We start from the raw sequence: 25,608 nt of genomic DNA on the forward strand, positions 1-25,608 counted from the left end.
TCGCCCGCGGTTTCCGGAAAAGGTGGCATATGACCGAACACGAACACGACGGCATCGACTCACCATCGCGTCGCAACGCCCTGCGGAAACTCGGCACTGCGGCGGGACTGGCACTGGCTGCGCCCCGCCTGCTGGCTGCACCGGGCACCGGGAATGCCGCCGCGACGTCCGCAAACGGCCCCGGCGAACATCCGCATATCCTGTGGATCAACCTCGAAGGCGTGCCCATCAGCGTGCTGAGCTGCTACGGCAGCAAGCTGATGGACACACCCAACATCGACCGCCTCGCCCGCGAAGGCATGCGCTTCGAGAACGCCTTCTGCACCAACGCGCTGTGCGCGCCGAGCCGCGCCACCTTGCTGACCGGCAAGTACGACCACCTCAACGGCATGATCGCCAACGACCCCGGCGGCGGCTCGACCGGCGAGCCGGTGTCGCGCTTCGACGTGGCGCAGGAGACCTTTCCCAGGATCATGCAGCGCGCCGGCTACCAGACCACGCATGCCGGCAAGTGGCATGTGACCGGCACGCCCGGGCAGGCGGGTTTCGACGCCTTCATCTACAAGGACGGCGCCGGCGGCCCTTATTACGCCGCCGGCGGCTACATGGAGAACACGGCCCGGCCCGGCGACGGCAGCGTCCGCCATACGAGCCATGCGGGCTACCAGACCGACATCCTCACCGACTACGCCATCGCCGCCATCGACCGCATGGCGCAGTCCGGCAAGCCGTTCCTGATGTCGTACCAGCCGTTCAGCGACCATCGCCCGTTCGATCCGCCGCACAGGTACGATCATATTTTCGACGACCACCGCTTCCCCGAAGCGGGGACGTTCTGGGACGACTACAGCCACCGCGCCGCCGCCGCGCGCGAGGCGCACATGCGCCTGGCCGACATGCCCGATTTCAACCCGCCCGGGGATCTCACCCGGCGGCAGCGGCAACAGTGGAACCACCAGCAGTTCATGCGCCGCTTCATGGCCAACCTGAAGGCGCTGGACGACAGCGTGGGGCGGCTGCTCGACCACCTCGACCAGACCGGCCTGGCCGGCAGGACGATCGTCGTGCTCAGCTCCGACCACGGCTTCTTCATGGGCGACCATGGCTGGTTCGACAAGCGCATTATGTACGAACAGGCCATCCGCGTCCCCCTGATGGTGCGCTGGCCCGGCCGCGTCAAACCCGGCTCGGTCAACGGCGACTGGACTTTCAACATCGACAACGCGCCGACCACGCTCGCGATGGCCGGCCTGGACATTCCCGCGGACATGCAGGGCAAGAGCATCCTGCCCCTGCTCGACGGCAAGACGCCGGCCGATTGGCACCGCGACCTCTACTACCATTACTACGAGTTCGGGCCGCCGCATTTCGTGTTCCCGCATTACGGCATACGCACGCAGCGGCACAAGTTGATCTACTACTACCGCGTCAACGAGTGGGAGCTTTTCGACCTGGAAAAGGATCCGGACGAAATGGAAAGCCTGTTCCAGCACCCGGACTACAAGGTTCTGGACGGTTATCAGGACGTGTTCGAAGACCTGGCGGAAAGGCTCCGGCAGTTGCGCACCCGGTACGCCGACAACAGCGGGATCGCGCCGCAGATCTACCCGTTGCCCGATTACGATTGATGGCCGATCCGACCTTGGACAAGCCGGGCAAACCCTGTTGCACGGCCGGCCGCGGAACATCCCCCGCGGCGCCAGCGCAACCGGGTGAACCGAAGATCGCCGACACCATGGACGCCACGTCCATGACCCGACTGCCGGGCGGCGCGTTCCTGATGGGAGCCGACGACGAACAGGGCCTCATCGCCGATGGCGAGGGACCCGTGCGCGAGATCGAGCTGGATCCGTTCCTCATCGGAGTGACGGCCGTCAGCAACGCCGATTTCGCCGCCTTTGTCGATGCCACCGGTTACGTCACCGAAGCGGAACACTTCGGCTGGTCGTTCGTGTTTTACGGCCTGCTTGCGCAGTCGGTGCTGGACACGCACCCGCAAGTGGCCGCCGCAGCGCCATGGTGGTGCGCCGTCGCGGGTGCGCATTGGCGTGCGCCGGAAGGGCCGGGCAGCCGCCTCGACGCACGCATGGACCATCCCGTCGTGCACGTGTCGTGGAACGACGCCGCCGCTTACGCGGCATGGGCAGGCAAGCGCCTACCCAGCGAGGCGGAGTGGGAATACGCCGCGCGCGGCGGCCTGGTGCAGCAACGTTACCCGTGGGGCGACGAGCTGACCCCGGGCGGCGAACACCGCTGCAACATCTGGCAAGGCCGCTTTCCCGAATACAACTCCCTGGCCGACGGCTATCTGGGCACGGCCCCCGCCCGCAGCTTCGAGCCCAACGGCTACGGCCTCTACAACATGGTCGGCAACGTGTGGGAGTGGTGCCGGGACTGGTTCGCCCGCGAGCGCACGCCGGAGCGCCGCAACCCGGGCGGCCCCGCATCGGGGACGGCACGCGTGATGCGCGGCGGCTCCTTCCTCTGCCATGCCTCGTACTGCAACCGCTACCGCGTCGCCGCCCGGTACTGCAACACGCCCGACAGCACGGCCTCGAACATCGGCTTCCGCTGCGTCGCAGATATCCAGCCCTGAGAGCCCCCTCCCGATGCATGCGGCGAATGCGTCGCGCATACTCCCCGTGCAGCGCCACCGGGCGCACCACGGGGAGATCGCCGGATGAAGGCAACACATTCGCTGCGGCCACTGGCCGCCCTGCTCGCCCTGGGCCTCGTCGCCGGCACGGCGCTGGCCGATACCGCGCCACCCGCACGCGAGCTGGCCGACACCATGGCGATGCTGCGCCACGCGATCGGCGTGCCCACCGTGCAAGGCCGGCATCAGGTACCCGCACTCGCGGCCTATCTCGCCGACCAGCTCAAGGCCGGCGGCTTCGCCGCCAGCGACGTGGAGATCATCCCGGTGGGCGAGACCGCCGCGCTGGTGGCACGCTACCGCGGCACCGGGCACGGCAAGCCGATCTACCTGTCCGGGCACATGGACGTGGTGGCGGCGAAGCGCGCCGACTGGACACGCGACCCGTTCACCCTGGTCGAGGAAAACGGCTACCTCTACGGCCGCGGCAGCGCCGACATGAAGACCGCGGTGGTGGTGATGGTGGAAACCCTGATCCGGCTCAAGCGCGAAGGCTTCAAGCCCGGCCGCGACATCGTCCTGCTGCTGTCGGGCGACGAGGAAACCGACATGGCCACCACCCGCGAGCTGGCCAGGCGCTACCACGACGCGGAATTCCTGCTCAATGCCGACGCCGGCGGCGGCACGCTCGACCCCGCCACGGGCAAGCCCGTGGTGTACGAAATCCAGGCGGCGGAGAAAACCTATGCCGACTTCCGCATCGGCTACAGCTCGCCCGGCGGCCACTCCAGCGAGCCCTCGCCGGACAACGCGATCTACCGGCTGGCCCGCGCCATCGACAAGGTCGCCGCCTATCAATTCCCGGTCATGGGCAACGCGATCACCCTTGCCTCGCTGCGCGCCACCGGCGCCCACACGCCGGGAGCGCTGGGCGCAGCGATGACGCGCTTCGCGGCACATCCCGGCGACGCGCGGGCAGCCGCCACGATCTCGGCCGACCCCGCCTACGTGGGCCAGGTCCGCACCACCTGCGTGGCGACCATGCTGCAGGGCGGCCATGCCCTCAACGCGCTGCCGCAAAGCGCCAGCGTCAACGTGAACTGCCGCATCTTCCCCGGCACCCCGGTGGCCAGCGTGCGCGACACGCTCGCCAGGGTGATGGACGACCCCCAGGCCACGATCACCACGCTGGACCCGCCACCGGTGGAAAGCCCCGCCTCGCCGCTGCGCCCGGACGTGATCGCCGCGGTCACCGATGCCGTGCACGCGCGCTTCCCCGGCGTGGAGGTGGTGCCGGGCATGTCCGCCGGCGCCTCCGACAGCATGTATTTCCGCAACGCCGGCGTGCCCTGCTACGGCGTGGATGCCTCCTTCACCAAGCCTGACGACACCTTCGCCCACGGCCTCAACGAGAAGCTGCCCGCCACGGAACTGGCGGCGGGCCTGGCGTTCTGGCACCGGCTGCTGACGCGGCTGGCGGAATAAGGAGCGCGGGCCAGCCGCTATAATGGCCGGTTCCCGCGCATCGACACGTCGCCATGTCCACCCATCTCGCCGAAACCCGCCGCCGCCGCACCTTCGCCATCGTCAGCCATCCTGACGCGGGCAAGACCACGCTGACGGAAAAGCTGCTGCTGTTCGGCGGCGCGATCCAGATGGCCGGCAGCGTGAAGGGCCGCAAGGCCGCGCGCCACGCGACGTCCGACTGGATGGCGCTGGAAAAGGAGCGCGGCATCTCGGTGACCTCGTCGGTGATGCAGTTCCCGTACGAGGGCAAGATCGTCAACCTGCTGGACACGCCCGGCCACGCGGACTTCTCCGAGGACACCTACCGCGTGCTCACCGCGGTGGACTCGGCGCTGATGGTGATCGACTGCGCCAAGGGCGTGGAGGAGCGCACGATCAAGCTGATGGAGGTGTGCCGCCTGCGCGACACGCCGATCATGACCTTCATCAACAAGCTCGACCGCGAGGGCAAGTCGCCGATCGAGCTGCTGGACGAAGTGGAATCCGTGCTCGGCATCGCCTGCGCGCCGCTGACCTGGCCGATCGGCATGGGCAAGCGGCTGAAGGGCGTGTACCACCTGCTGCTGGACGAGGTGCACATCTTCGAGCAAGGCAAGAACTTCACCCGCCAGGATTCCACCATCTTCCGGGGCCTGGACGCGCCCGGCCTCGAAGCGGCCATCGGCAGCGAGGCGCTGGCCGAGCTGCGCGAGGAACTGGAGCTGGTGCAGGGCGCCGCGCCTTCGTTCGACCTCGACGACTACCTCGCCGGCAAGCTCACGCCGGTGTTCTTCGGTTCCGCGGTGAACAACTTCGGCGTGCAGCTGCTGCTGGACTTCTTCGTCGAGCACGCGCCCGCGCCGCGCCCGCGCGCCACCACCTCGCGCGAGGTGCAGCCGGAGGAGGAAAAGCTCACCGGCTTCGTGTTCAAGATCCAGGCCAACATGGACCCCGCGCACCGCGACCGCGTGGCCTTCATGCGCGTGTGCTCGGGCACCTACAGCGCCGGCATGAAGATGATCCAGACGCGTACCGGCAAGGACGTGCGCATCGCCAATGCACTCACCTTCATGGCATCCGACCGCGAGATCGTGGAAACCGCCTACCCCGGCGACGTGATCGGCCTGCACAACCATGGCACCATCGCCATCGGCGACACTTTCACCGAGGGCGAGCCGGTCTCGTTCACCGGCATCCCGAACTTCGCGCCCGAGCTGTTCCGCCGCGCGCGCCTGCGCGACCCGCTGAAGATGAAGGCCTTGCAGAAGGGCCTGGCGCAGCTGTCCGAGGAAGGCGCCACGCAGTTCTTCCGCCCGCTGATGTCGAACGACCTGATCCTCGGCGCGGTGGGCGTGCTGCAGTTCGACGTGGTGGCCTACCGCCTCAAGGACGAGTACGGCGTGGACGCCGCGTTCGAGCCGGTGACCGTGGCCACCGCACGCTGGGTGCATTGCGACGACGCGAAGAAGCTGGAGGAGTTCCGCGAGAAGAACGCGATGAACCTCGCCATCGACGCCGCCGGCGAGCTGGTCTACCTGGCGCCGTCGCGGGTGAACCTGCAGCTGGCGCAGGAACGTTCGCCCGCGGTGCGCTTCTCGGCCACGCGCGAGCACGCGACTGCCGTGGAAATGTGATGCGGCTTCCGATGGCGGAAGTCACGCAGACGGGATGCCGCATGGTTGCCACCCTTCGTGGCACTTCGCCCAGGGGATTGCACGCATGAACGCCACGCCGTCGCTCGCCTACGTCACGCCAGCCGCGACCCCGCCATGGAAGCGCTGGCTGGTGTGTTCGCCGATGGCGCGCATCGTGATCTGCGTGGTGCTGTTCATCGTGCTGAACCGGTCGGCTTCGGCACTCGTGCATGCGCTCACGCAAGGCATGGCCAAGACAGCGATGAGCCCGGCCCTGGTCTACCTGGCGGTCGCCCTGCTGCCGGCTATCCTCACCTACGCGTTCCTGGTCCGCGTCGTGGAGCGCCGCAGGCCGGCGGAACTCGCGCCGCGGCGCTGGCCCGATGCGCTGCGCGGCCTGCTCGCGGGTGGCCTGCTGCTCAGCGCCGTGGTCGGCGTGCTGTGGCTGCTGGGCAGCTACCACGTCACCGGCTTCAATCCCCGCGCCAACTGGCTGCCGGCCCTGCTGGTCGCCGGCATCGGCGCCGGCATCGGCGAGGAGATCCTGTTCCGCGGCGTGCTGTTCCGCATCGTCGAGGAGGGCCTGGGCACCTGGGCAGCGCTGCTGATCTCGGCCCTGTTCTTCGGCTTCGCCCATGCCGGCAACCCGGGCGCCACCGCATGGAGTTCCGCGGCCATCGCGATCGAGGCCGGCCTGCTGTTCGGCCTGCTCTACCACGTCGCCCGTTCGCTGCCGCTCTGCATGGGCCTGCACGCGGCCTGGAACTTCTGCCAGGGCACGGTCTACGGCATCCCGGTTTCCGGCATGAAGGCCGACGGCTGGCTGGTGTCCACACGCACCGGTCCGGACTGGCTCAGCGGCGGCGTGTTCGGCGCCGAAGCCTCGGTGGTGGCGCTGGCGCTGTGCCTGCTGTGCTCGGCGGCCCTGCTGGCACTCGCCCTGCGGCGGCACTCGCTGGTGCCGCCCAGCTGGCGCCGGCGCTGATCCCGGCGGCGCCGGCTATGGCTGGATAACCGCAGCGGTTACGCTGTGTGCCTACCCGCCCCCGCGCACGGCAGGGATCTGCGGCGGCCGGTCCCTCGAACCGTTTGGCGCAACGACCATGCCCGCAACGCCCCGCACGACGCCACGCAAGTACTCCTGGCTGGCGAACCAGCCGATCCAGCACAAGATCCGGCTGGCCATCGTGCTGCTGCTCGGCGTGTCGCTGGCCGCCAACCTGCTCACGCTGGACTCGCTGCGCCAGCAGGACGTGGCACGGCACTGGTACGTGCACACCTACGCCGTGCTGCAGCAGATCGACGAGATCCACGATGCGACCAAGGCCATCCAGGTCGATGTGCGCGGCTACCTGCTGGACCGGCGCACCGGGAAACGGGACGCATACCAGAGCGGCGTGCAATCGTTCGGCGGGCAGCTTGGTCGCCTGCGCGCACTGACCACGGACAACCCGTTGCAGCAGGGGCGCATCGACCGGCTCGAGACCGCGATCACGCAGTGGAGCCGGGAAGTGGACGACGGCGTGACCCTGCCGATGACGCACCTGGCCGCGCTGGCACCGGCAGAGCAGGCGACGGAACAACAGCGCATCGCGGCCGCCTACATGGACCACGGTTCCGCGCGGGCCACCAACATCCTCGCCCTGCTCGACCAGATGAGCGCCAGCGAGAAGGAGCTGCTGACCAGCCGCACCGCGCGCCTGGACAGCCTGATGACGCGTACCCGCGTGATCGACGCGGTGGTCACCCTGCTCATGCTGCTGCTCGGCTGGTGGGTGATCTCGCTGTGCTTCCGCCTGATCACCCGGCCGCTGCGCCGCATCACGGACCAGATGAGCCGGCTCGCCGCGCACGACCACAGCGTCGAGGTGCGCCAGGTGGAGCGGCAAGACGAGATCGGCGAGATCGCCCGCGCGCTGCAGGTGTTCAAGGAGATGGCGGTCGAGACACACGACAACGCCCGGCTGAAGAGCCAGGTCACGGCGATCTCGCGGCAGCTGCAGGAAGCCACCACCCATCGCGCGTTCGCCGAACGGCTGACCGGCGAGCTGATGCCGCTGCTCAAGGCCGGCGTGGGCCTGCTCTACCTGTACGACGAACCCAGCGGGCGGCTCGACCTGATCGGCAGCTACGGCCTGCGGCTGGGCGCCGACCCCGCCGTGCGCTACCTGCCGGGCGAGGGCCTGGTCGGCCAGTGCGCGCAGACCCACCAACCCATCGAACTGGACCGGCTGCCGGACGACTACCTGCGCATCGATTCCGGCAGCGGCAGCGCATTGCCGCGCCACCTGCTGATCCTGCCCGTGCTGCTGCGCGGCCGCCTGGTCGGCGTGCTGGAATTCGCCGGCTTCGAAACTCCGACGTCCCTGCATCGGCAATTGCTGGAACAGCTGCTGCCAATGGTCGCGCTGTCGCTGGACAACCTCAGCCGCGCCATCCGCACCCAGGACCTGCTCGAACAGACCCGGGAACAGGCCGACCAGCTGCGCGTCAGCAGCATCACCATGCGCCAGCAGCAGGAAGCCCTGCGCGAGTCGCACGACACCCTGGAAGCAAAGACGCTGGAGCTGGAGGAACAGTCGCAGCGCCTGCGGGTATCCGAGGAGGAATTGCGCGTGCAGGCGGAGGAGCTGCAGGCCTCGAACGAGGAGCTGCGCCTGCAGAGCGACACCTTGCACGAGCAGAAGCGCACGCTGGAAGCGCTGCAGGCGGAGACCGCCGGGAAGGCGCAGGAGCTGGCACGCGCCAGCCAGTACAAGAGCGAGTTCCTCGCCAACATGTCGCACGAGCTGCGCACGCCGCTGAACAGCCTGCTGATCCTCTCGCGCAGCCTGGCCGAGAACGCGGGTGGCCGGCTGGACGCCGAGGAAGTCGAGTCGGCGCAGATCGTCCACGACGCCGGCAGCAGCCTGCTGCGGTTGATCAACGACATCCTCGACCTGTCCAAGATCGAGGCCGGCAAGATGGAGCTGGCGCTGGATGACTACGCGCTGGATGACCTCGCCCGCAGCCTGCGCCGCAACTTCGACCACGTGGCCCGCGACAAGGGTCTGGACTTCGGCGTGCAACTGGCCGACGGACTGCCTGCGCATATCCACACCGATCCCGGCAAGCTCGAACAGATCGTCAACAACCTGCTGGCGAACGCGTTCAAGTTCACCGCCAGCGGATCGGTGCAGGTGCGCATCGGGCGCCCCGCCGCCGACCTGCCGCTGTCCGCGGCACTGGCCGGCCAGCCGCTGCTGGCGATCGGCGTGACCGACACCGGCATCGGCATCCCCGCCGACAAGCTGGAAAAAGTGTTCGCCGCGTTCGAGCAGGTCGACTCCAGCACCAGCCGGCACTACGGCGGCACCGGCCTGGGCCTGAGCATCTCGCGGCGCATGGCCGGGCTGCTTGGCGGCGACATCATGCTGCGCAGCGAGAGTGGCCGCGGCAGCGAATTCACCCTGCTGCTGCCCGAGCGCGGCGTGGCCAGCGCGCCGGCCACGGAACCTTCGGCCGCGGTGCCCGTGCGGCCGCTGCCGAACCCGGCGCTGCTGCCGGGCAGCCTGCCCGACGACCGCGAGCGCCTCGTTCCCGGCGACGCGCCGATCCTGATCGTCGAAGACGATCCCGCGTTCGCCCGCATCCTCGCCGACATGGTGCGCCAGAAGGGCCATCCCATGCTGCTCGCCGCCGACGGCGAGAGCGGGCTGGAGCTGGCGCGCCGCTTCCGTCCGCTGGGCATCCTGCTCGACGTGATGCTGCCGGGCATCGACGGCTGGACGGTGATCGAGCGGCTGCAGGCCGATCCGGCCACGCGCGCCATTCCGGTGCATTTCCTCTCCGCGGCCGACGGCGCCGAGCACGGCCGCGAACTCGGCGCGGTGGGCTTCCTCACCAAGCCGGTCAGCCGCGAGCAGATCAACGCGGCGGTCGAGCGCCTGCTGCACGTGGCCCGCGACCGCACCCGCCGCCTGCTGGTGGTGGACGACGATGCCGCCGAACGCAGCGCGCTGCGCAACCTGCTGCGGCAGGACCGGGTCGAGATCGACGAGGCGGGCTCCGCCGAAGAAGCGCTGGAACGGATCGCGCGCGGTGCCTACGACTGCGTCGTGCTCGACCTCGGCCTGCCTGGCCTCTCCGGCATGGAACTGCTGGAACGCCTTGCCGCCGCCGGCAGCGTGCCGCCCGTGGTGATCTATTCCGGCCGCGACCTCAGCCGCGAGGAAAGCCTGCGCATCCGCCAGTACACCGACAGCATCGTGATCAAGGGGTCGCGTTCGCCGGACCGGCTGCTGGACGAAGTCAGCCTGTTCCTGCACCGCATCCGCCAGCCCGCCGCGGGTGCGGCGAACATCGCCGACGGGCTGCAGGGCCACCAGTTGCTGCTGGTCGACGACGACATGCGCAACCTGTTCGCGCTGTCAAAGGTGCTGCGCGGCTGGGGCCTCAAGGTCAGCATGGCGCAGGACGGCCCGCGGGCGTTGCGCATGCTGGACGAGGAGGCCGCGCTGGAGCTGGTGCTGATGGACATCATGATGCCGGGCATGGACGGCTACGAGGCGATCCGGCAGATCCGCGCCCAGCCGCGCTTCGCGCAACTGCCGATCATCGCGCTCACCGCCAAGGCCATGCGCGGCGACCGCGAGCAATGCCTAGCGGCCGGCGCGAACGACTACCTCTCCAAACCGGTCGACCTCGACAAGCTCGCCTCGATGATCCGCGTCTGGCTGCGCCGCTGAAGACCCGATGAGCGGCACGCCGGACGATCCCGAACTGGAAGGCATCGAACTGGACCTGTTCGTCGAGGCGATGCGGCGGCGCCACGGCTACGACTTCGGCCAGTACGCGCCGGCCTCGTTGCTGCGCCGCGTGCGCCAGCTGGCGAAGGACTTCGGCGACGGCGCGATCAGCGCGCTCACCCATCGCCTGCTGCACGAACCGGGGCTGCTGCCGGAATTGCTGGAAGGGCTGTCGGTGCCCGCCTCGGACATGTTCCGCGATCCCTCCGTGTTCCGCGCCCTGCGCGAACAGGTGCTGCCGCTGCTTGCCTCGTACCCGCAGATCACCATCTGGCAGGCCGGCTGTGCGCACGGCGAGGAAGTCTATTCGCTCGCCATCCTGCTGGAGGAGGCCGGGCTGTACGAGCGCAGCCAGATCTTCGCCACCGACCTCAGCGCGAAGGCGCTGGAGCGCGCGCGCGAAGGCATCTACCCGCTGCACACGGCCCAGCAATGGTCGCGCAACTACCTGGCGGCCGGTGGCAACCACTCGCTGGCCGACTACTACAGCGCACGCTACGGCCTGCTCAAGCTCGACCGGCGGCTGCGCCGCCACGTCACCTTCGCCCAGCACAGCCTGGTGGCCGACGCGGTGTTCTGCGAGGCGCAGCTGGTGTTGTGCCGCAACGTGCTGATCTATTTCTGCAACCCGCTGCAGCAGCGCTGCCTCGCGCTGTTCCGCGATTCGCTGGTGCGCGGCGGCTTCCTCTGCCTGGGGTTGCGCGAGCGCCCGGATGCCGCCGAAGCCGCGGCCGACTTCGCGCCCGTCGATGCCAGCCTGCGCATCTACCGGCGCATTGATCCGGCGGCGGGGGAACGGCGGCCATGACGCGCCCGGCCGCGATCGTGCTGGGCTGTTCGGCCGGCGGCCCCGAGGCGCTGAAGACCGTGCTGGGCGGGCTGGACCCGCGCCTGCCGCAGGTGGTGCTGGTCTGCTGCCACACCGGCTCGGAGACGGTGGAGCTGCTGTGCGAACTGCTGGCCCGTGCGTCGAGCCTGCCGGTGATCGAGGCCGCGGAGCGCGAACCGGCGCGGGGTGGCGTGGTGCAGGTCGCTCCCGCCGGCTACCACCTGCTGGTGGAGCGCGACCTGCATTTCACGCTGTCGACGGATCCGCGCGTCAATCTGGTGCGGCCCTCGATTGACGTCCTGTTCGCTTCCGCTGCCGCAGCATGGCGCGACGCCCTGGTCGGCGTGGTGCTCAGCGGCGCGAATGCCGACGGCGCCGGCGGCCTGCGCGAGTTGCGCCGGCTGGGTGGCTGCGCCATCGTGCAATCGCCGGACGGCGCGCTGGCAAGCGCGATGCCGCAGGCGGCGATCGACCGCGCCGGTGCCGACCACTGCGTCTCGCTGGATGCGATCGCCCCCCTGCTCAACCGGTTGTGCCTGCCATGAACGACCCGCGTCCGAAACTCCTGATCGTCGACGACACCCGCGCCAACCTGGTGGCGATGCGCCACCTGCTCGGCGACTGCGGCGCCGAACTGGTCGAGGCGAGCAGCGGCAACGAGGCGCTGGCGCTGTGCCTGGAACATGCGTTCGCGCTGATCCTGCTCGACGTGAACATGCCCGACATGGACGGCTTCGAGGTCGCCACCCTGCTCGGCGAGGCCGAGCAGCTGCGCGACACGCCGATCATCTTCGTCACCGCCGCCTACGCCGACGACCTCAACCGCCTGAAGGGCTACCGCTCCGGCGCGGTGGACTACATCGCCAAGCCGGTCAACGACAGCATCCTGCGCTCGAAGGTGCGCGTGTTCCTCGAGCTCTACAACGCGCGCATGCAGCTGCAGCAGGCGCTGGGCGAGCTGTCCGAGCGCAATCGCCAGCTGCACGAGGAGATCGCCGAGCGCCTGCGCGCCGAAGCCGTGGTGCGCCACCAGGCCACCCACGACATGCTCACCGGCCTGCCGAACCGCGCACTGTTCCACGAGCGGCTGCACGAGGCCATCCGGCAGTACCCGGCGCACGGTCGCGGCTTCGCGCTGGCCATGCTCGACATCGACGGCTTCAAGGCGGTCAACGACACCCATGGCCATCCCGTCGGCGACGCCCTGCTCCAGGCGATTGCCGCCCGCCTGCGCGGACACGTGCGCGCCGGCGACACGGTGGCGCGACTGGGCGGCGACGAGTTCGCGCTGATCCTCGAGGACGCCGCGCAGCTGCAGCTGCTGCTCGAACGCTGCCAGCAGCTGTGCGACACGCTCGCCCTGCCCTATCCCCTGCCCGGCCCGTCCGGCGAGGTGCTGGCCCGGGTCAGCGCCAGCATCGGCATCGCGGTGTGGCGCCCTGGCATGCTGTCGGACGAGGCCTTGATCCAGGCCGCCGATCGGGCGCTCTATGAAGCCAAGCGGGCAGGCAGGAACCGCTGCCTGCTCGACGTGGCGGACGCCGCCTGAAACCTCATTTCCTGCGTCGCGGCGACAGCCACATCTCGATGCGCGCACGGAACACCTCGGTGCCCGCGTCGTCCCGCACCGTCACCGTCACCGGCCATGCGTAACCGTTGGCAGACTCGACGACGGGATGCTCCGGCAGGGCCGTCGCATGCATGCTGCCGCGCGCCTTCGCGAGGTATTCGACCGTCATGCCCTTCGGGATCCAGCGCATGCCGGCAGGGATCGTGGCCTCGACCATCATGCCCGCACCGAGCTCGGCGAGGTTGCACAGCGCGATCGCGTGCACGGTGCCGACGTGATTGTGCACGCGGCGGCGGTCGCGTATCACGATCTCGCAACGCCCCGCCTCCAGCACCACGAAACGCGGTGCGATGGTGGCGAAGTACGGCGCCTTGAGGCAGATCAGCCGACCGTAGAGCCAGCGGCCGGCGGGCAACCCGGAAAGCCGGTGCCAGAGTTTCAGTGCCGCACTCATGCTCATGCTTCCGGAAGGCACACGGGTGATGCAGCCCGTTCGTCCGTGGCCATCGCCGCGGCACCCCTCAGGCCGCGTCGGCCAGCCGCCTGCGCTCGTCCGCGCGGGTCACCGCCGCGCGCAGCTCGGACGGATCGAAGTCGTCCACCGAGATGAACTCGAACGCCGCGTCGTGCACGCGTTTCAGCAGGTCGCGTTCGGCCTGGCTGATGACGTTGGCGGCCAAGGCCTCGTCCAGCTGGCCGTCGTAGTCGTGGGCCTTGAACTGGCCGGCCTTCAGGCCCTTCAGGAACTTGCGCTCCACCGGCTCGGCGGCGATCACGTCGGGCAGCAGCGCGTTCATGCGGCCCACCGTGTTGTTCGCCGTGGGGGTGAGGTACACCCACTCGGTGAGGCGCGCACGCGCTTCGTTCGGTGCCGTGAGCAACGCGGCGACGCGACGGCCCAGGCGATCCGACGGCGGCACTTCGCGGCGGCCGAATGGGAACACCAGCGCACGCAGCAGCCACGCCACCGGGCGCACCGGGAAGTTGCGGATCGCACCGTCCAGCGCGTTCTGGATCAGCCACATGCACTCGTGGAAACCCCAGGCGAGGAACGGGCGGTCCGCCTCCGGCCGGCCGGTGTCCTCGTAGCGCTTCAGCATGGCGCTGGCGATGTAGAGGTAGCTCAGCACGTCGCCGAGGCGCGCGGAGAGCTTCTCCTTGAACTTCAGCTTGCCGCCCAGCACGCCCATGAAGGTGTCGGCGCACAGCGCCAACGCGGCGGAATAGCGGTTGAGCTTGCGGTAGTAGCGGCGCGTGTAGGCGTCACCCGCGGCGTCGCCCATGCGGCCGCCGGAGAGGCCCATCGCGAAGCTGCGCACCGCGTTGGAGATGCCGAAGCCGATATGGCCGAACAGCGCCTTGTCGAAGCTGCGCAGGCGGGCGCCGTAGTCGCCAATGGACAGCGCCTGCATTTCCTTCAGCACGTAGGGATGGCAGCGGATCGCACCCTGGCCGAAGATCATCAGGCTGCGCGTCATGATGTTCGCGCCTTCCACGGTGATCGCGATCGGCACGCTGGACCAGCCGCGCCCGGCATAGTTCTTCGGGCCCAGCTGCACGGCCTTGCCGCCGTGCACGTCCATGGTGGCGCCGGCCACCACGCGCGCCCACTCGGTGGCGTGGTACTTGGCGATGGCCGAGGGCACCGCCGGCTTCTCGCCGCGGTCCACCGCGGCGGCCGTGGCGCGCGACAGCGCGGTGGTGGCGTAGGTAAGGCCGCCGATGCGGCCCAGCGCTTCCTCCACGCCCTCGAAGCGGGCGATCGCGAGGCCGAACTGCTTGCGCATGCGCGCATACGCGCCGGTGGCCGCGGCCGAACCGCGCATCGCGCCGGTGGCGTTCGACGGCAGCGAGATCGCGCGGCCCACCGACAGGCATTCCACCAGCATGCGCCAGCCGTGCCCGGCCATGTGCGGCCCGCCGATCAGCGTGCTGAGCGGCGCGAACACGTCCTTGCCGTGGATCGGGCCGTTCTGGAACGGGATGTTGAGCGGGAAGTGGCGGCGGCCGATCTGCAGCCCCGGCGTGGAGCGCGGCAGCAGCGCCAGGGTGATGCCGAGGTCTTCCTTGTCGCCGAGCAGGTGCTCCGGGTCGTACATGCGGAAGGCCAGGCCCACCACGGTGGCGATCGGCGCCAGCGTGATGTAGCGCTTGTCGAAGGTGAGGCGGATGCCCAGCGTCTCGACGCCGTCGACGACCTGCTTGCAGACGATGCCCACGTCGGGGATCGAGGTGGCGTCGGAGCCGGCGTAGGGGCCGGTGAGCGCGAAGCAGGGAATCTCCTCGCCCACCGCGAGGCGCGGCAGGTAGTGGTTCTTCTGCTCGTCCGAACCGTAGTGCAGCAGCAGTTCGGCCGGGCCCAGCGAGTTCGGCACCGCCACGGTGGACGCCACCGTGGCGGACATGGTGGAGAGCTTCTGCAACACCGCCGAATGCGCCAGCGCGGAGAACTGCAGGCCGCCGTACTGCTTCGGGATGATCATGCCGAAGAAGCGGTGCTTCTTGATGAAGTCCCAGATCTCCGGCGGCAGGTCGGCCAGTTCGTGGGTGATCTCCCAGTCGTCGATCATCCCGCAGAGTTCTTCCACCGGGCCGTCGAGGAAGGCCTGTTCCTCCACGCTCAGCTCGGGCTTCGGCTGCTTCAACAACTCGTGCCAGTCCGGCTTGCCGGAGAACAGCTCGCCCTCGAAACCGACGGTGCCGGCTTCCAGCGCGGTCTGCTCGGTCTCCGACAGCTTCGGCGTGACCCTGGCGAACATCTTCAGCAGCGGCGCGGTGATCCGCCGGCGGCGGAACGTGTCCATCAGCAGCGGCACGGCGATGCCCAGCTCGACGATCAGCAGGACGAGCATCGTCCACGGCGTGCCGGCGACCAGGCCCACGACCAGGGTGGCCACGGGCGCCACGACCGCGAACGTGCGCAGGCTGCTGCGGTGGTAGGCACAGGCGCCGCTCGCGATGAGCGCTGCCAGCAGGGTGAGTATCACGGCCATCTCGACATCCTCGTTGCGTTACATGGCAGCGGCGCCGCGTCGGGCATCGCCGTCGTCCAGCGTTTCAATGAAACTTGCGATCTCGCGGGTGAACGCGTCGTTGGCGTCGCCCGCCAGCATGTGGGTGGCGCCGGCGACCTCGACGTGGCGCGCGTGCGGCACCAGTTGCAGGAACTCGGCCACGGTGGCATGCGAGACCACGTCGCTGCGCTCGCCCGAGAGAAGCAGCACCGGCACGTCCACCTGCGCGGCGGCGGCGAACAGGCGCGGCTGGTAGCGTTCGCTTTCCTGCACCAGGTCACCGGCCAGCAAGGCCGGATCCCAGTGCCAGCGCAGGCGGCCGTCGGCACCTTCGCGCAGCAGCGGGCGCAGCTGTTCCTCGCTCCTGCGGCCGGCGCGGTGCGGCAGGTAGGCGGCGATCTGCTCCGCAGCCTCGGCGTAACCGGTGAAACCGTCCGGGTGTGCCTGCATGAAGGCGAGGATGCGCTCCACACCCTTCATCTCCCAGCGCGGCGTGATGTCCACCAGCACCAGCGCGCGGAATGGCGCCGGCCGTGTCTCGCCCGCCGCCACCAGGCCAAGCAGGCCACCCATCGAGGCGCCCACCAGCACCGGCCGTGCCGGCTGCGCGCGTGCCAGTCCCAGCAAGTCGTCGGCGAACCGTTGCATGTGGTAGCTGCCATCGGGCAAGTGATCGCTCTCGCCGTGGCCCCGCGCGTCGAAACTGACACAGCGGCAGCCCCGCGCCGCCAGCGCCGCGGCCGCGCCGTTCCAGGCACCGCGGGTCTGGCCGAAACCATTCGCGAACAGCAGGGTCGGCGTGTTGCCGGCGCCACGCACCTCCACCGCCAGGCGCAGGCCGTCGCTGGCCGCGAAGAACTCGGTCCGGGCGGCAGGCATCGATGGTGTCGACCTATCCATACGGATGAGTATGGATTGCTCAATCCGGGGCCGTCAACCCGCCCGCACCCGCGCCATCATGGATTACAAAGCCTGGCGCAAGGGCTACCATACGGTCATGGATTCCAGCCCCAAACCGGAACGCACCCGCCTTACCGCGGAAGATTGGGAAGTTGCCGCCCTGCAGATGATCGCCGACCAAGGCGTGGGCGCGCTGGCCGTCGAGGCGCTGGCCCGCCAGCTCGGTGTCACCAAGGGCAGCTTCTACTGGCACTTCCGCACCCGCGAAGCCTTGCTGCAGGCCGCGCTGGAACGCTGGGAGCAATACGGTGAAAACGAAGTGCTGGGGCAGATCGAACGGATCGCCGACCCACACCAGCGCCTGCCCGAACTGTTCCGCCGCGCGGCGCACGAGGTGCAGCCGCACCGCGTCTACGCCGCCCTGCTGAAGGCGCTGGACCATCCGCTGGTGGTGCCGGTGATGGCGCGCGTATCGCAGCGGCGCACCGAATTCCTCAACACCGCCTACCGCGAAGCCGGCTTGCCGCCACGCGAGGCGCTGAACCGCGCGCGGCTCACCTACGCCGCCTACGTCGGTTTCCTGCAGCTGAACTTCACCCTGGGCCTGCCACGCATCAACCACGAGGAGTTCGACGCCTACGTGGAGCACATGATCGCCACCCTGATCCCGGCCTGATCCATCCCGCAAGAGCTTGGGAAACGGCGCTTCGGCGCCGTTTTTGCGCCCGACCGCCCTTGGGGCCATCGCTGGCGCGAAGTCGGGAATCGCTCCCGGCGGTTTTTGCTGCATGCATCCTTGCAATGCCAGTGCTCGCAAACTACGGTTCCTCCACTTTTTTTTCTAAAGACCAGTGAGGACACGATGGCAAGCACGTTGGAAGCGCTCGAACGCTGGGTCGACGAGGTGGCAGCACTGACCCGCCCTGCGAAGGTCCACTGGTGCAATGGCTCCGAAGACGAATATCGCGCCCTGGTGGAACAGATGCTGGCCGACGGCACCCTGGTCGAGCTGAACCAGGCAACCCACCCGGGCTGCTACCTGCACCGCTCCCACCCGTCCGACGTGGCGCGCGTCGAGCACCTCACCCTGGTCTGCCACCCGGACCAGGACGACACCGGCCCGAACAACCACTGGATGGATCCTGCCGAGGCGCACGCGAAGATGGACGCGCTGTTCGACGGCTGCATGGAAGGCCGCACGATGTACGTGATCCCGTACTGCATGGGCCCCATCGACTCGCCGCTGTCGCGCTGCGGCGTGGAAATCACCGACAGCCCCTACGTGGTCGCCAACATGAAGATCATGACCCGCATGGGCGCCGCCGCGCAGGCGCGCATCGAGCGCGAGGGCACGTTCGTGAAGGGCCTGCATTCCACCGGCGAACTCGACCCCGAGCGCCGCTGGATCATGCACTTCCCGGCCGAGCGCACGATCAAGTCCTACGGCTCCGGCTACGGCGGCAACGCGCTGCTGGGCAAGAAGTGCCACGCGCTGCGCATCGCCTCCAACCAGGCCCGCGACGAGGGCTGGCTGGCCGAGCACATGCTGATCGTGGGCATCGAGAATCCCCGTGGCGAGACGCACTACATCGCCGCCGCCTTCCCCTCGGCATGCGGCAAGACCAACCTCGCGATGCTGATCCCGCCGGAGGGCTACCGCCAGGACGGCTGGAAGGTGTGGACGGTGGGCGACGACATCTGCTGGATGCGCCCGGGCGCGGATGGCCGGCTGTACGCGATCAATCCCGAGGCCGGCTTCTTCGGCGTGGCGCCGGGCACCAGCGACAGCAGCAACCCGAACGCGCTGAAGAGCATCGCGCACGACACCATCTTCACCAACGTCGCCGTCACCGCCGACAACCAGCCGTGGTGGGAAGGCCTGCCCGGCACGCCGGTCACCGACTGGCAGGGGCGCCCCTACGATCCGGCGAACGGCCCGGCGGCGCATCCGAACTCGCGCTTCACCGTGAGCGCGCGGCAGTGCCCCACCTGGTCGCCCAAGGCCGAGGACGCGCAAGGCGTGCCGATCAGCGCGATCGTGTTCGGCGGCCGCCGCCCCTCGCTGCTGCCGCTGGTGATGGAAGCGCGCGACTGGACCCACGGCGTGCTGATGGGCGCGGCGATGGGCTCGGAAACCACCGCGGCGGCCACCGGCGCGGTGGGCGTGCTGCGCCGCGACTCGATGGCGATGAAGCCGTTCGCCGGCTATCACTACGGCGACTACTTCGCGCACTGGCTGTCGTTCGACCGGCCCGGCGCGAAGCTGCCGAAGATCTTCCACGTCAACTGGTTCCGCAAGGGCAAGGACGGCAAGTTCCTGTGGCCCGGCTTCGGCGACAACCTGCGCGTGCTGGAATGGATGATCGCCCGCGTGGAAGGCAAGGCCCGCGGCGTGGAGACGCCGATCGGCACCCTTCCCGCCGCCAACGAGCTCAAGCTCGATGGCTTGAAACTGGACGCGGCCACGCTGGCTGAACTGCTCGCGGTGGACCGGGCCGGCTGGCAGGCCGAACTCGCGGCGATCGGCGAGTACCTCGACGGCTTCGCGCCACGCCTGCCTGCGGCGCTGCGCGCGGAACAGCGGCGCGTGGCCGATGCGCTGGAAGACGCCGCCCCCGAAACCGCCGCGGCCTGACGCCATTTGCATCGCCGCGGCGGGACCGCGGCGATGCAAACCCTTTCGGCGTCACCGGCATCCAAGTTGGCAAGATGATCGCCACCTGTCCCTCCCCCGAACGATCGATGCCGCCAGCCCCCGTTGCCGCAGATGACGACATCGACGACGCGCGGGCGGCGGCGGACGGCGACCGCCGGGCGTTCCAGCGGCTGTATCGCCGCCACGTCGACCGCATCCACGGCGCGCTGTACCGGCTGGCCGGCTACGACCACGCCCGCGCGGAGGATCTCACCCAGGAGGCTTTCGTGCGCGCCTGGCAGAAGCTGCCGGGCTTCCGCCACGAAAGCGCGTTCGGCACCTGGCTGTACCGGCTGGCGATCAACGTGGCGCTGATGGAATTGCGCGCCCGCCGTGCCGACCCGGTCGGCTTCGTGGACGAGGAGCAGTTGCCCGAGCACGGCGAAACGCCGTTCTGCGCCGCCGAGCGCGAGGAGCTCGAGCGCGCCATCGGCAAGCTGCCGCCGCGCGCACGCGCCGTGCTGGTACTGCACGACGTGGAAGGCTGGCGGCACGAGGAAATCGGCAACGAACTGGACATGGCCGTCGGCACATCCAAGGCGCAGCTGCACCGGGCACGGCAGTTTCTGCGCAAGGTCCTGGGAGAAACACCATGAACGAATTCGAATGGCGCCAGCAGATGCGGAGCCTGCGCCAGCCGGTCGCGCCGCGCCGCGACCTGTGGGGCGCGATCGATGCGGCGCTGGAAGCGCGCGACGACGATGCGGCGGCTGCGCCGGCCGCGCGGCATGCGTCACGGCAGCCCTGGCTGCTGGCCGCCGCGCTGGCCGGCGCATTCCTGCTGGCCGGAAGCATCGGCTTGCGCCTGCACCGCGACGCCGGCACCGTGACAGGCAACGCCCCCGCACTGACGAACGCTCCCGCTCCCTGGAACCCGTCCGACCCGCGCCTCAGCGGCGCCGCGATCGAGCTGGATGCGGCCCGCCTCGAACTGCAGCAAGCCATCCAGCAATCCCCCCACTCACCCGCGCTGCAGCGCCTGCTGGCCCGCACCGAGCGGCAACAGACACAACTGCGCCAGCTCGTCCACGAGGCCGGCTGACCGACGCCAGGAACGACCATGAAGATCCCACGCTACGCTCCACTGCTGCTCTGCCTGTGCATCGGCCAGGCCGTGGCCGACACCCCGATCAACCTGCAGCATGCCGCCACGCCCACGGCACGCATCAGCATCAGCAACGTCGCCGGCGAAGTGCGCATCACCGCCTGGGATCGTCCCGTGGTGCAGGTGGGCGGCCAGCTCGGCGAGGGCGCCAAGCCGCTGGCGATCACCGGCAGCGACGGCAGGCTTGCGATCGAGGTGCAGCCCCAGGGCGGTGGTGGCTGGTTCAACTGGGGCAGCGACAACCGCATGGGACCGACCATGCTGGACCTGCACGTGCCGAGCGGCGCCACGCTGGACGTGCACGTGGTCAGCGCGCCGGTGGTGATCGACGGCATGGACGGCGGCGGCATCACCATCAACACGGTCAGCGGCCGTGCACGCATCAACGCGCGTACGCCCTCGCTCAACGTCGACAGCGTCAGCGGCAACATCGAACTGGCCGGCCATGCCGCGCAGGCCAGCCTGCAGACGGTGAGCGGCGACATCCTGGCCCCCGTGCTGGGCGACCGCGCCAAGCTGCAGACCATCTCCGGCCGCATCCAGGCCAGCGGCGGCCCGTGGCGCCAATTCACGCTGAGCACCGTATCGGGCGACGTGCAGCTCTCGGGCAGCCCCGCGCCGGATGGCAAGCTCGGCATCGACAGCATGAGCGGCAACGTGCAATTGCAACTGCCCGCCGGTACCTCCGCCACCGTGCACGCCAGCAGCTTCAGCGGCGACCTGCGCAGCGACTTCGGCAACGCGCAGAAATCCGAGCACGGCCCCGGCAGCAAGCTCGATGCCCGCCTGGGCGGCGGCACTGGTTCGATCAACGTCGAGACCTTCAGCGGCGACCTGCGCATCCGCACGTCGAACTGAGGCGCACATCCACCAACGAAAACGCCGTCGCTGGACGACGGCGTTTTCGTTGGCTCATCTCCGGATCAGAGATCCTGGTGGTACTGCACGTAAGGTGTGCGCGACTGGTCCGGCTCGGGGCCCATCGGCGTGTTCGCCGGTGTGCCCGAGGACCACAGGTTCTGCGCGCCGACGCTCAGCGAACCCTGCCATGGCAGGTGCCAGGTCACGCCGAGGTCGATGCTGTTCCACCGGCGATCGGGAGCGTAGCCGTTGCCCGGCACGCCGGCCAGCGGCTGCATGGTGCGGCCGACCAGGGTGCCGCTGATCGGACCGTGATCGACACCGAAGCTGATCGCCTTCTGGTCCAGCGTGCTGATGCCCAGCAGATTGCCCGGCAGCAGGTGGATGCGACCGACGCTGGCACCCAGATCGATCCCGCTCCTGCTGCCCAGTGCCAGGCGGCCCTGCGCATTGAGCTGGGAACTGCTGTCGAAACCGGAGAGGCCGTCGACGCTCGGAGCCACGCCGGGCAACACGCGCGGCAGGCTGGGATTGTTCGGTGTGCTGCTGGCGCCCACGCTCAGGCCGAGGCTGTAGCGCCCGTCGTTGTAGGTGGCACCCACCTCGCTGCCGACCACGCGCAACGGGCTGTTGACCCAGGAGTGCTGGCTGAGATCGGCGTGCGCCTGCCAGTTCGACGTCAGGCCGTACTGCAGGCCCGTGCTCTTCACGCTGGTGGCATCGACGGCATGGAACGACAGCGGCGTGTCGCGCTGATCCAGCACGCCACTGCGGTTGTCCGCCTTGAGCACGAACAGGTGCCCGTCCGTGCCGCGCCACAACGGCACCATCGTACCTGTCTGCACCCCGGCGACCTGCGATGACGGCGGCTGCTTCAGCAGTTGCGTGGCCAGCTTGCCGCTGGAATCGTCCACGCCCTGCCCGGCCGCCGCGAACGGCAGCAGGCACAGCAGCAATGGAGCAAGCAGGCGGCGCATGGCTTAAGGTGTCCGATGCAGTGGATATCGGCCGGAGTCGGCTTTCAGAGTATATCGCATTTTACATTTAACTAACACCGGCACAAGCCCTCGGTACAGTAATCGATGGCATCCTGTGACCGGCTTCTCGATAGACCAGCCTGCGCTCCGGCAGGTTCCTGCTGGCGGTGGCACCGGCTCGCAGGATATAAGAAGCGCCGCAGCAACTTTTCGACTCATTGGGCCCGATTCCATTCATGAATGCCGCCCCCACTTCGCGCCATACGCCAGCGCCGCTCACGGCCGACGGACTGGGAGGCGTACCGGTGGCAATCGAGCAGTTGCTGAAGGCCCACGACCATTCGAGCGTGCTGGAAATCTGCGAGCGCATCCTGGAGGACTTCGGGGTTGCCGGCAGGCTGCACTGGCGGCCCCTGGGTGCCGACGACGCCGAGCCTTCCGGCTGGCGGCTCGATCTGGCGGAAGACACCCAGCGCCAGCACATGCTCACGCTGAGTTGCGACGAAGCGGTCGCCGAGGCCGTCCGCGACCAGCTGGCCTGGCTGGGCCGGCTCGCCGATACCCGCTTGCGCCAGCTGGCCGAATCCAGCCGCCTGTACGAGGCGATCTCGCGGCTGGCGCTGGCCGAGCGCCTGCAGCGTGCGCTCTACGCGATCGCCGAGCAGGCCAGCGCCGAACACGACATGCCCGCGCTGATGCGCTCGCTGCACACCATCGTCAGCAGCCTGATGTACGCGGAGAACTTCTACATCGCGCTGTACGACCCGGCCAGCGACAGCGTGCGCTTTCCGTACTACGTCGACACCCTCGATGCCGAACCGCCAGCGCCCGAGCGCAACGTCCCGCTGCACGAACTGCTGCACGGCATCACCTGGATCATCCTGCGCCAGGGGCGACCGCTGTTTGGCGCCGCCGAGGAACTGGCGCAGGAACTCGGCGGGCAGTTCCAGCTGCACGGGCCGCGCTGCGAGCACTGCATCGGCGTGCCGCTGTTCCGCGCCGGGCAGGTCGTCGGTTGCATCGTGGTGCAGAGCTATCGCGCCAACGTGCGCTACACCCGGCATGACCTCGACCTGCTGAGCTACGTGGCGCAGCACGTGCAGACGACGATCGAGCGGCGCGGCGCCCACGTGGAACTGGAACGCCGGGTCGCCGACCGCACCACCGCGCTGCGCGAGGCGAACCGCGTGCTGCGCCAGCAGGTGCTGCAGCGTCAGCGTGGCGAACGGTTACAGGCGGCGCTGTTCCGCATCGCCGAGCTGGCCAGCACCACCGACAGCCTGGAGGACTTCTACCCCGCCGTGCACCGCGTGATCGGCGGCCTGCTGTATGCGCGCAACTTCTACATCGCGCTTAGCGACGAGGAAAACCAGCTGATCACCTTCCCCTACTCGGTGGACGAGGTGGACAGCGAGCGGCCGCCGCGCAGCCACGGCAGCGGCGCCACCGAGTACGTGCAGCGCACGGGGCGGCCGCTGCTCGCCGATGCGGCGACGATCGACCGCCTCTACGCCAGCGGCGAGATCTCCCGCTTCGGCTCGCGCTCGGTGTGCTGGCTGGGCGTGCCGCTGATCTGGGGCGACAAGGTGCGCGGCGTGCTCGCGGTGCAGAGCTACTCGCCCGAGCACACCTACACCGAGCGCGACCAGGAACTGCTCACCTTCGTCAGCTACCACGTGGCCAATGCGCTGCAGCGCAAGCACGCCGACGCGACGCTCAAGCAGGCCTATGCCAGCCTCGAGCGCCGCGTGGTCGAACGCACCCGCGCGCTGGGCCTGGCCAACCGCGACCTGCGCGAGCAGATCGCCGAGCGCGAACGCATCGAGCGCCGGCTGAAGTACGAGACCCTGCACGACTCGCTCACCGGGCTGCCCAACCGCACCCTGCTGCTGCAGCGGCTGGAACAGGCCATGCAGCGCTACCAGGCGAACCCGCAAGAGCAGTTCGCGGTGCTGTTCATCGACCTCGACCGCTTCAAGGTGATCAATGACTCGGTCGGCCACCTGGTCGGCGACGACCTGCTGTTCCAGGTCGGCGGCCGCATCCGCGCCTGCCTGAAAACCCGCGACGTGGTGGCGCGACTGGGCGGCGACGAGTTTGCCGTGCTGCTGGAGCACGTGCCCGACGCGGCCGCGGCGCGGCGGATCGCCGAGCATGTGCTGAGCGAGCTGCAGACGCCGTTCCGGCTGGGCGCGCGCGAGATCTTCACCTCTGCCTCGATCGGCATCGCGATGGCCGGCGCGCACTACCGTCAGCCCGAGGAACTGCTGCGCGACGCCGATTCCGCGATGTACCACGCCAAGGACGGTGGCCGCCATCGCGCCTCGCTGTTCGACGACCGCCTGCGCCGCGAAGCGCTGTCGCTGCTGCGCATGGAAAGCGACCTGCGCCACGCGCTGACCCGCCGCGAGTTCGTGCCGTTCTACCAGCCGATCGTCTCGCTGGTCGATGGCCACATCGCCGGCTACGAGGCGCTGCTGCGCTGGAACCACCCCGAGCGCGGCCTGCTGCTGCCGCAGGACTTCCTGCTGATCGCCGAGGACACCGGCTGCGCCGAGGCAATCGACTGGCTGATCTTCGAGCAGGTCTGCGCGCGGGTTCCGCAGCTGGTCGGCGACAAGGGCACCGTCAGCATCAACGTCTCCGGGCTGCATTTCCGCTACGCCGATTTCGACGCCCGCCTGCTGACGCTGCTGGAGAAGCATGGCGTGCCACCGTCCAGCATCCGCATCGAGGTGATCGAGCGCACCCTGCTGGACAACCCCACCCAGGTGAAGCAGATGCTGCAGAACCTGCGCCACCAGGGTGTGGGCATTGCGCTCGACGACTTCGGCACCGGCTATTCCTCGCTGAGCTACCTGCACCAGTACCCTTTCGACACGCTGAAGATCGACCGCTCCTTCGTCACCGAACTCGGCGACGATCGCAAGGGTCAGGGCACGGCGGTGATCCGCGCGATCCAGGTGCTGGCCGATTCACTGGGCATGCAGGTGATCGCCGAAGGCATCGAGGAGGCCGCGCAGCGGCAGGCCCTGCTCGACGTGGGTTGCCGCTATGGCCAGGGCTTCCTGTTCGCGCAACCGCAGCCCGCCGAACACTGGTTGCGCCCGGAGCACCGCCTGCCGTAGGAGCGT

General features: G+C 69.1%; 19 protein-coding genes. 15 read left to right on the forward strand and 4 right to left on the reverse strand.

Going from position 1 to position 25,608, the window contains the following annotated elements:
- Positions 1-29 precede the first annotated feature (29 nt).
- The 9 genes from ABQJ56_RS12245 to ABQJ56_RS12285 all read left to right on the forward strand — a co-directional run bounded on the left by ABQJ56_RS12245 (position 30) and on the right by ABQJ56_RS12285 (position 12,901).
- Entirely contained in the window at positions 30-1,628 is a 1,599-nt protein-coding gene (locus tag ABQJ56_RS12245) for a sulfatase family protein (protein ID WP_367845286.1), read from the forward strand.
- Positions 1,628-2,596, forward strand: coding sequence for a formylglycine-generating enzyme family protein (locus ABQJ56_RS12250; protein WP_367845287.1), 969 nt, complete (start codon positions 1,628-1,630; stop codon positions 2,594-2,596). The genes ABQJ56_RS12245 and ABQJ56_RS12250 overlap by 1 nt, the downstream gene beginning before the upstream one ends.
- A gap of 84 nt (positions 2,597-2,680) precedes the next feature.
- Positions 2,681-4,081, forward strand: coding sequence for a M20/M25/M40 family metallo-hydrolase (locus ABQJ56_RS12255; protein WP_367845288.1), 1,401 nt, complete (start codon positions 2,681-2,683; stop codon positions 4,079-4,081).
- Between the two features lie 53 nt (positions 4,082-4,134).
- A complete protein-coding gene (locus ABQJ56_RS12260) occupies positions 4,135-5,736 on the forward strand; it encodes a peptide chain release factor 3 (protein ID WP_367845289.1) in 1,602 nt (533 codons plus the stop codon).
- Between the two features lie 85 nt (positions 5,737-5,821).
- Positions 5,822-6,721, forward strand: coding sequence for a CPBP family intramembrane glutamic endopeptidase (locus ABQJ56_RS12265; protein ID WP_367845290.1), 900 nt, complete (start codon positions 5,822-5,824; stop codon positions 6,719-6,721).
- Between the two features lie 118 nt (positions 6,722-6,839).
- Positions 6,840-10,463 carry a response regulator gene (locus ABQJ56_RS12270; RefSeq protein WP_367845291.1) on the forward strand — a complete coding sequence of 1,208 codons (3,624 nt, stop codon included), beginning with the start codon at positions 6,840-6,842 and terminating at the stop codon, positions 10,461-10,463.
- A gap of 7 nt (positions 10,464-10,470) precedes the next feature.
- On the forward strand, positions 10,471-11,331 hold the full coding sequence (locus ABQJ56_RS12275) for a CheR family methyltransferase (protein WP_367845292.1): 861 nt from the start codon (positions 10,471-10,473) through the stop codon (positions 11,329-11,331).
- Positions 11,328-11,897, forward strand: a complete 570-nt coding sequence (locus tag ABQJ56_RS12280) for a chemotaxis protein CheB (RefSeq protein WP_367845293.1) — start codon at positions 11,328-11,330, stop codon at positions 11,895-11,897. The genes ABQJ56_RS12275 and ABQJ56_RS12280 overlap by 4 nt, the downstream gene beginning before the upstream one ends.
- The gene (locus ABQJ56_RS12285; protein WP_367845294.1) at positions 11,894-12,901 is read left to right on the forward strand and encodes a diguanylate cyclase domain-containing protein; all 1,008 of its coding nucleotides are present in this window, start codon (positions 11,894-11,896) and stop codon (positions 12,899-12,901) included. Before ABQJ56_RS12280 ends, ABQJ56_RS12285 begins: the two co-directional genes overlap by 4 nt.
- Before the next feature lie 4 nt (positions 12,902-12,905).
- Here ABQJ56_RS12285 and ABQJ56_RS12290 read toward each other — a convergent pair whose 3' ends face one another.
- The 3 genes from ABQJ56_RS12290 to ABQJ56_RS12300 form a co-directional block, all read right to left on the reverse strand.
- On the reverse strand, positions 12,906-13,376 hold the full coding sequence (locus ABQJ56_RS12290; RefSeq protein ID WP_367845295.1) for a hotdog fold domain-containing protein: 471 nt from the start codon (positions 13,374-13,376) through the stop codon (positions 12,906-12,908).
- A gap of 67 nt (positions 13,377-13,443) precedes the next feature.
- Positions 13,444-15,915, reverse strand: coding sequence for an acyl-CoA dehydrogenase (locus ABQJ56_RS12295; protein WP_367845296.1), 2,472 nt, complete (start codon positions 15,913-15,915; stop codon positions 13,444-13,446).
- A gap of 18 nt (positions 15,916-15,933) precedes the next feature.
- Entirely contained in the window at positions 15,934-16,815 is an 882-nt protein-coding gene (locus tag ABQJ56_RS12300; protein WP_367845297.1) for an alpha/beta fold hydrolase, read from the reverse strand.
- Between the two features lie 118 nt (positions 16,816-16,933).
- Here ABQJ56_RS12300 and ABQJ56_RS12305 point away from each other — a divergent pair, with 118 nt between their 5' ends.
- From ABQJ56_RS12305 to ABQJ56_RS12325, 5 genes are all read left to right on the forward strand, one after another.
- A complete protein-coding gene (locus ABQJ56_RS12305) occupies positions 16,934-17,512 on the forward strand; it encodes a TetR/AcrR family transcriptional regulator (RefSeq protein ID WP_367845379.1) in 579 nt (192 codons plus the stop codon).
- 186 nt (positions 17,513-17,698) lie between these two features.
- Complete coding sequence (locus ABQJ56_RS12310; RefSeq protein ID WP_367845298.1) at positions 17,699-19,471, forward strand: phosphoenolpyruvate carboxykinase (GTP); 1,773 nt, start codon at positions 17,699-17,701, stop codon at positions 19,469-19,471.
- Positions 19,472-19,578: 107 nt separating this feature from the next.
- Entirely contained in the window at positions 19,579-20,127 is a 549-nt protein-coding gene (locus ABQJ56_RS12315; RefSeq protein ID WP_367845299.1) for an RNA polymerase sigma factor, read from the forward strand.
- A complete protein-coding gene (locus tag ABQJ56_RS12320; RefSeq protein ID WP_367845300.1) occupies positions 20,124-20,573 on the forward strand; it encodes a hypothetical protein in 450 nt (149 codons plus the stop codon). The genes ABQJ56_RS12315 and ABQJ56_RS12320 overlap by 4 nt, the downstream gene beginning before the upstream one ends.
- Positions 20,574-20,591: 18 nt before the next feature.
- The gene (locus ABQJ56_RS12325; RefSeq protein WP_367845301.1) at positions 20,592-21,494 is read left to right on the forward strand and encodes a DUF4097 family beta strand repeat-containing protein; all 903 of its coding nucleotides are present in this window, start codon (positions 20,592-20,594) and stop codon (positions 21,492-21,494) included.
- A 65-nt stretch (positions 21,495-21,559) separates the two neighbouring features.
- On the opposite strand, the gene ABQJ56_RS12330 is transcribed toward ABQJ56_RS12325, so the two are convergent.
- Positions 21,560-22,474, reverse strand: coding sequence for a hypothetical protein (locus tag ABQJ56_RS12330; RefSeq protein WP_367845302.1), 915 nt, complete (start codon positions 22,472-22,474; stop codon positions 21,560-21,562).
- 236 nt (positions 22,475-22,710) lie between these two features.
- Between ABQJ56_RS12330 and ABQJ56_RS12335 the strand changes: the two genes are divergently transcribed.
- Positions 22,711-25,602 carry a bifunctional diguanylate cyclase/phosphodiesterase gene (locus ABQJ56_RS12335; protein WP_367845303.1) on the forward strand — a complete coding sequence of 964 codons (2,892 nt, stop codon included), beginning with the start codon at positions 22,711-22,713 and terminating at the stop codon, positions 25,600-25,602.
- Positions 25,603-25,608: the final 6 nt, after the last annotated feature.

The sequence above is a fragment of the Rhodanobacter geophilus genome (assembly GCF_040812275.1).
Taxonomy (GTDB): Bacteria; Pseudomonadota; Gammaproteobacteria; order Xanthomonadales; family Rhodanobacteraceae; genus Rhodanobacter_A; species Rhodanobacter_A geophilus.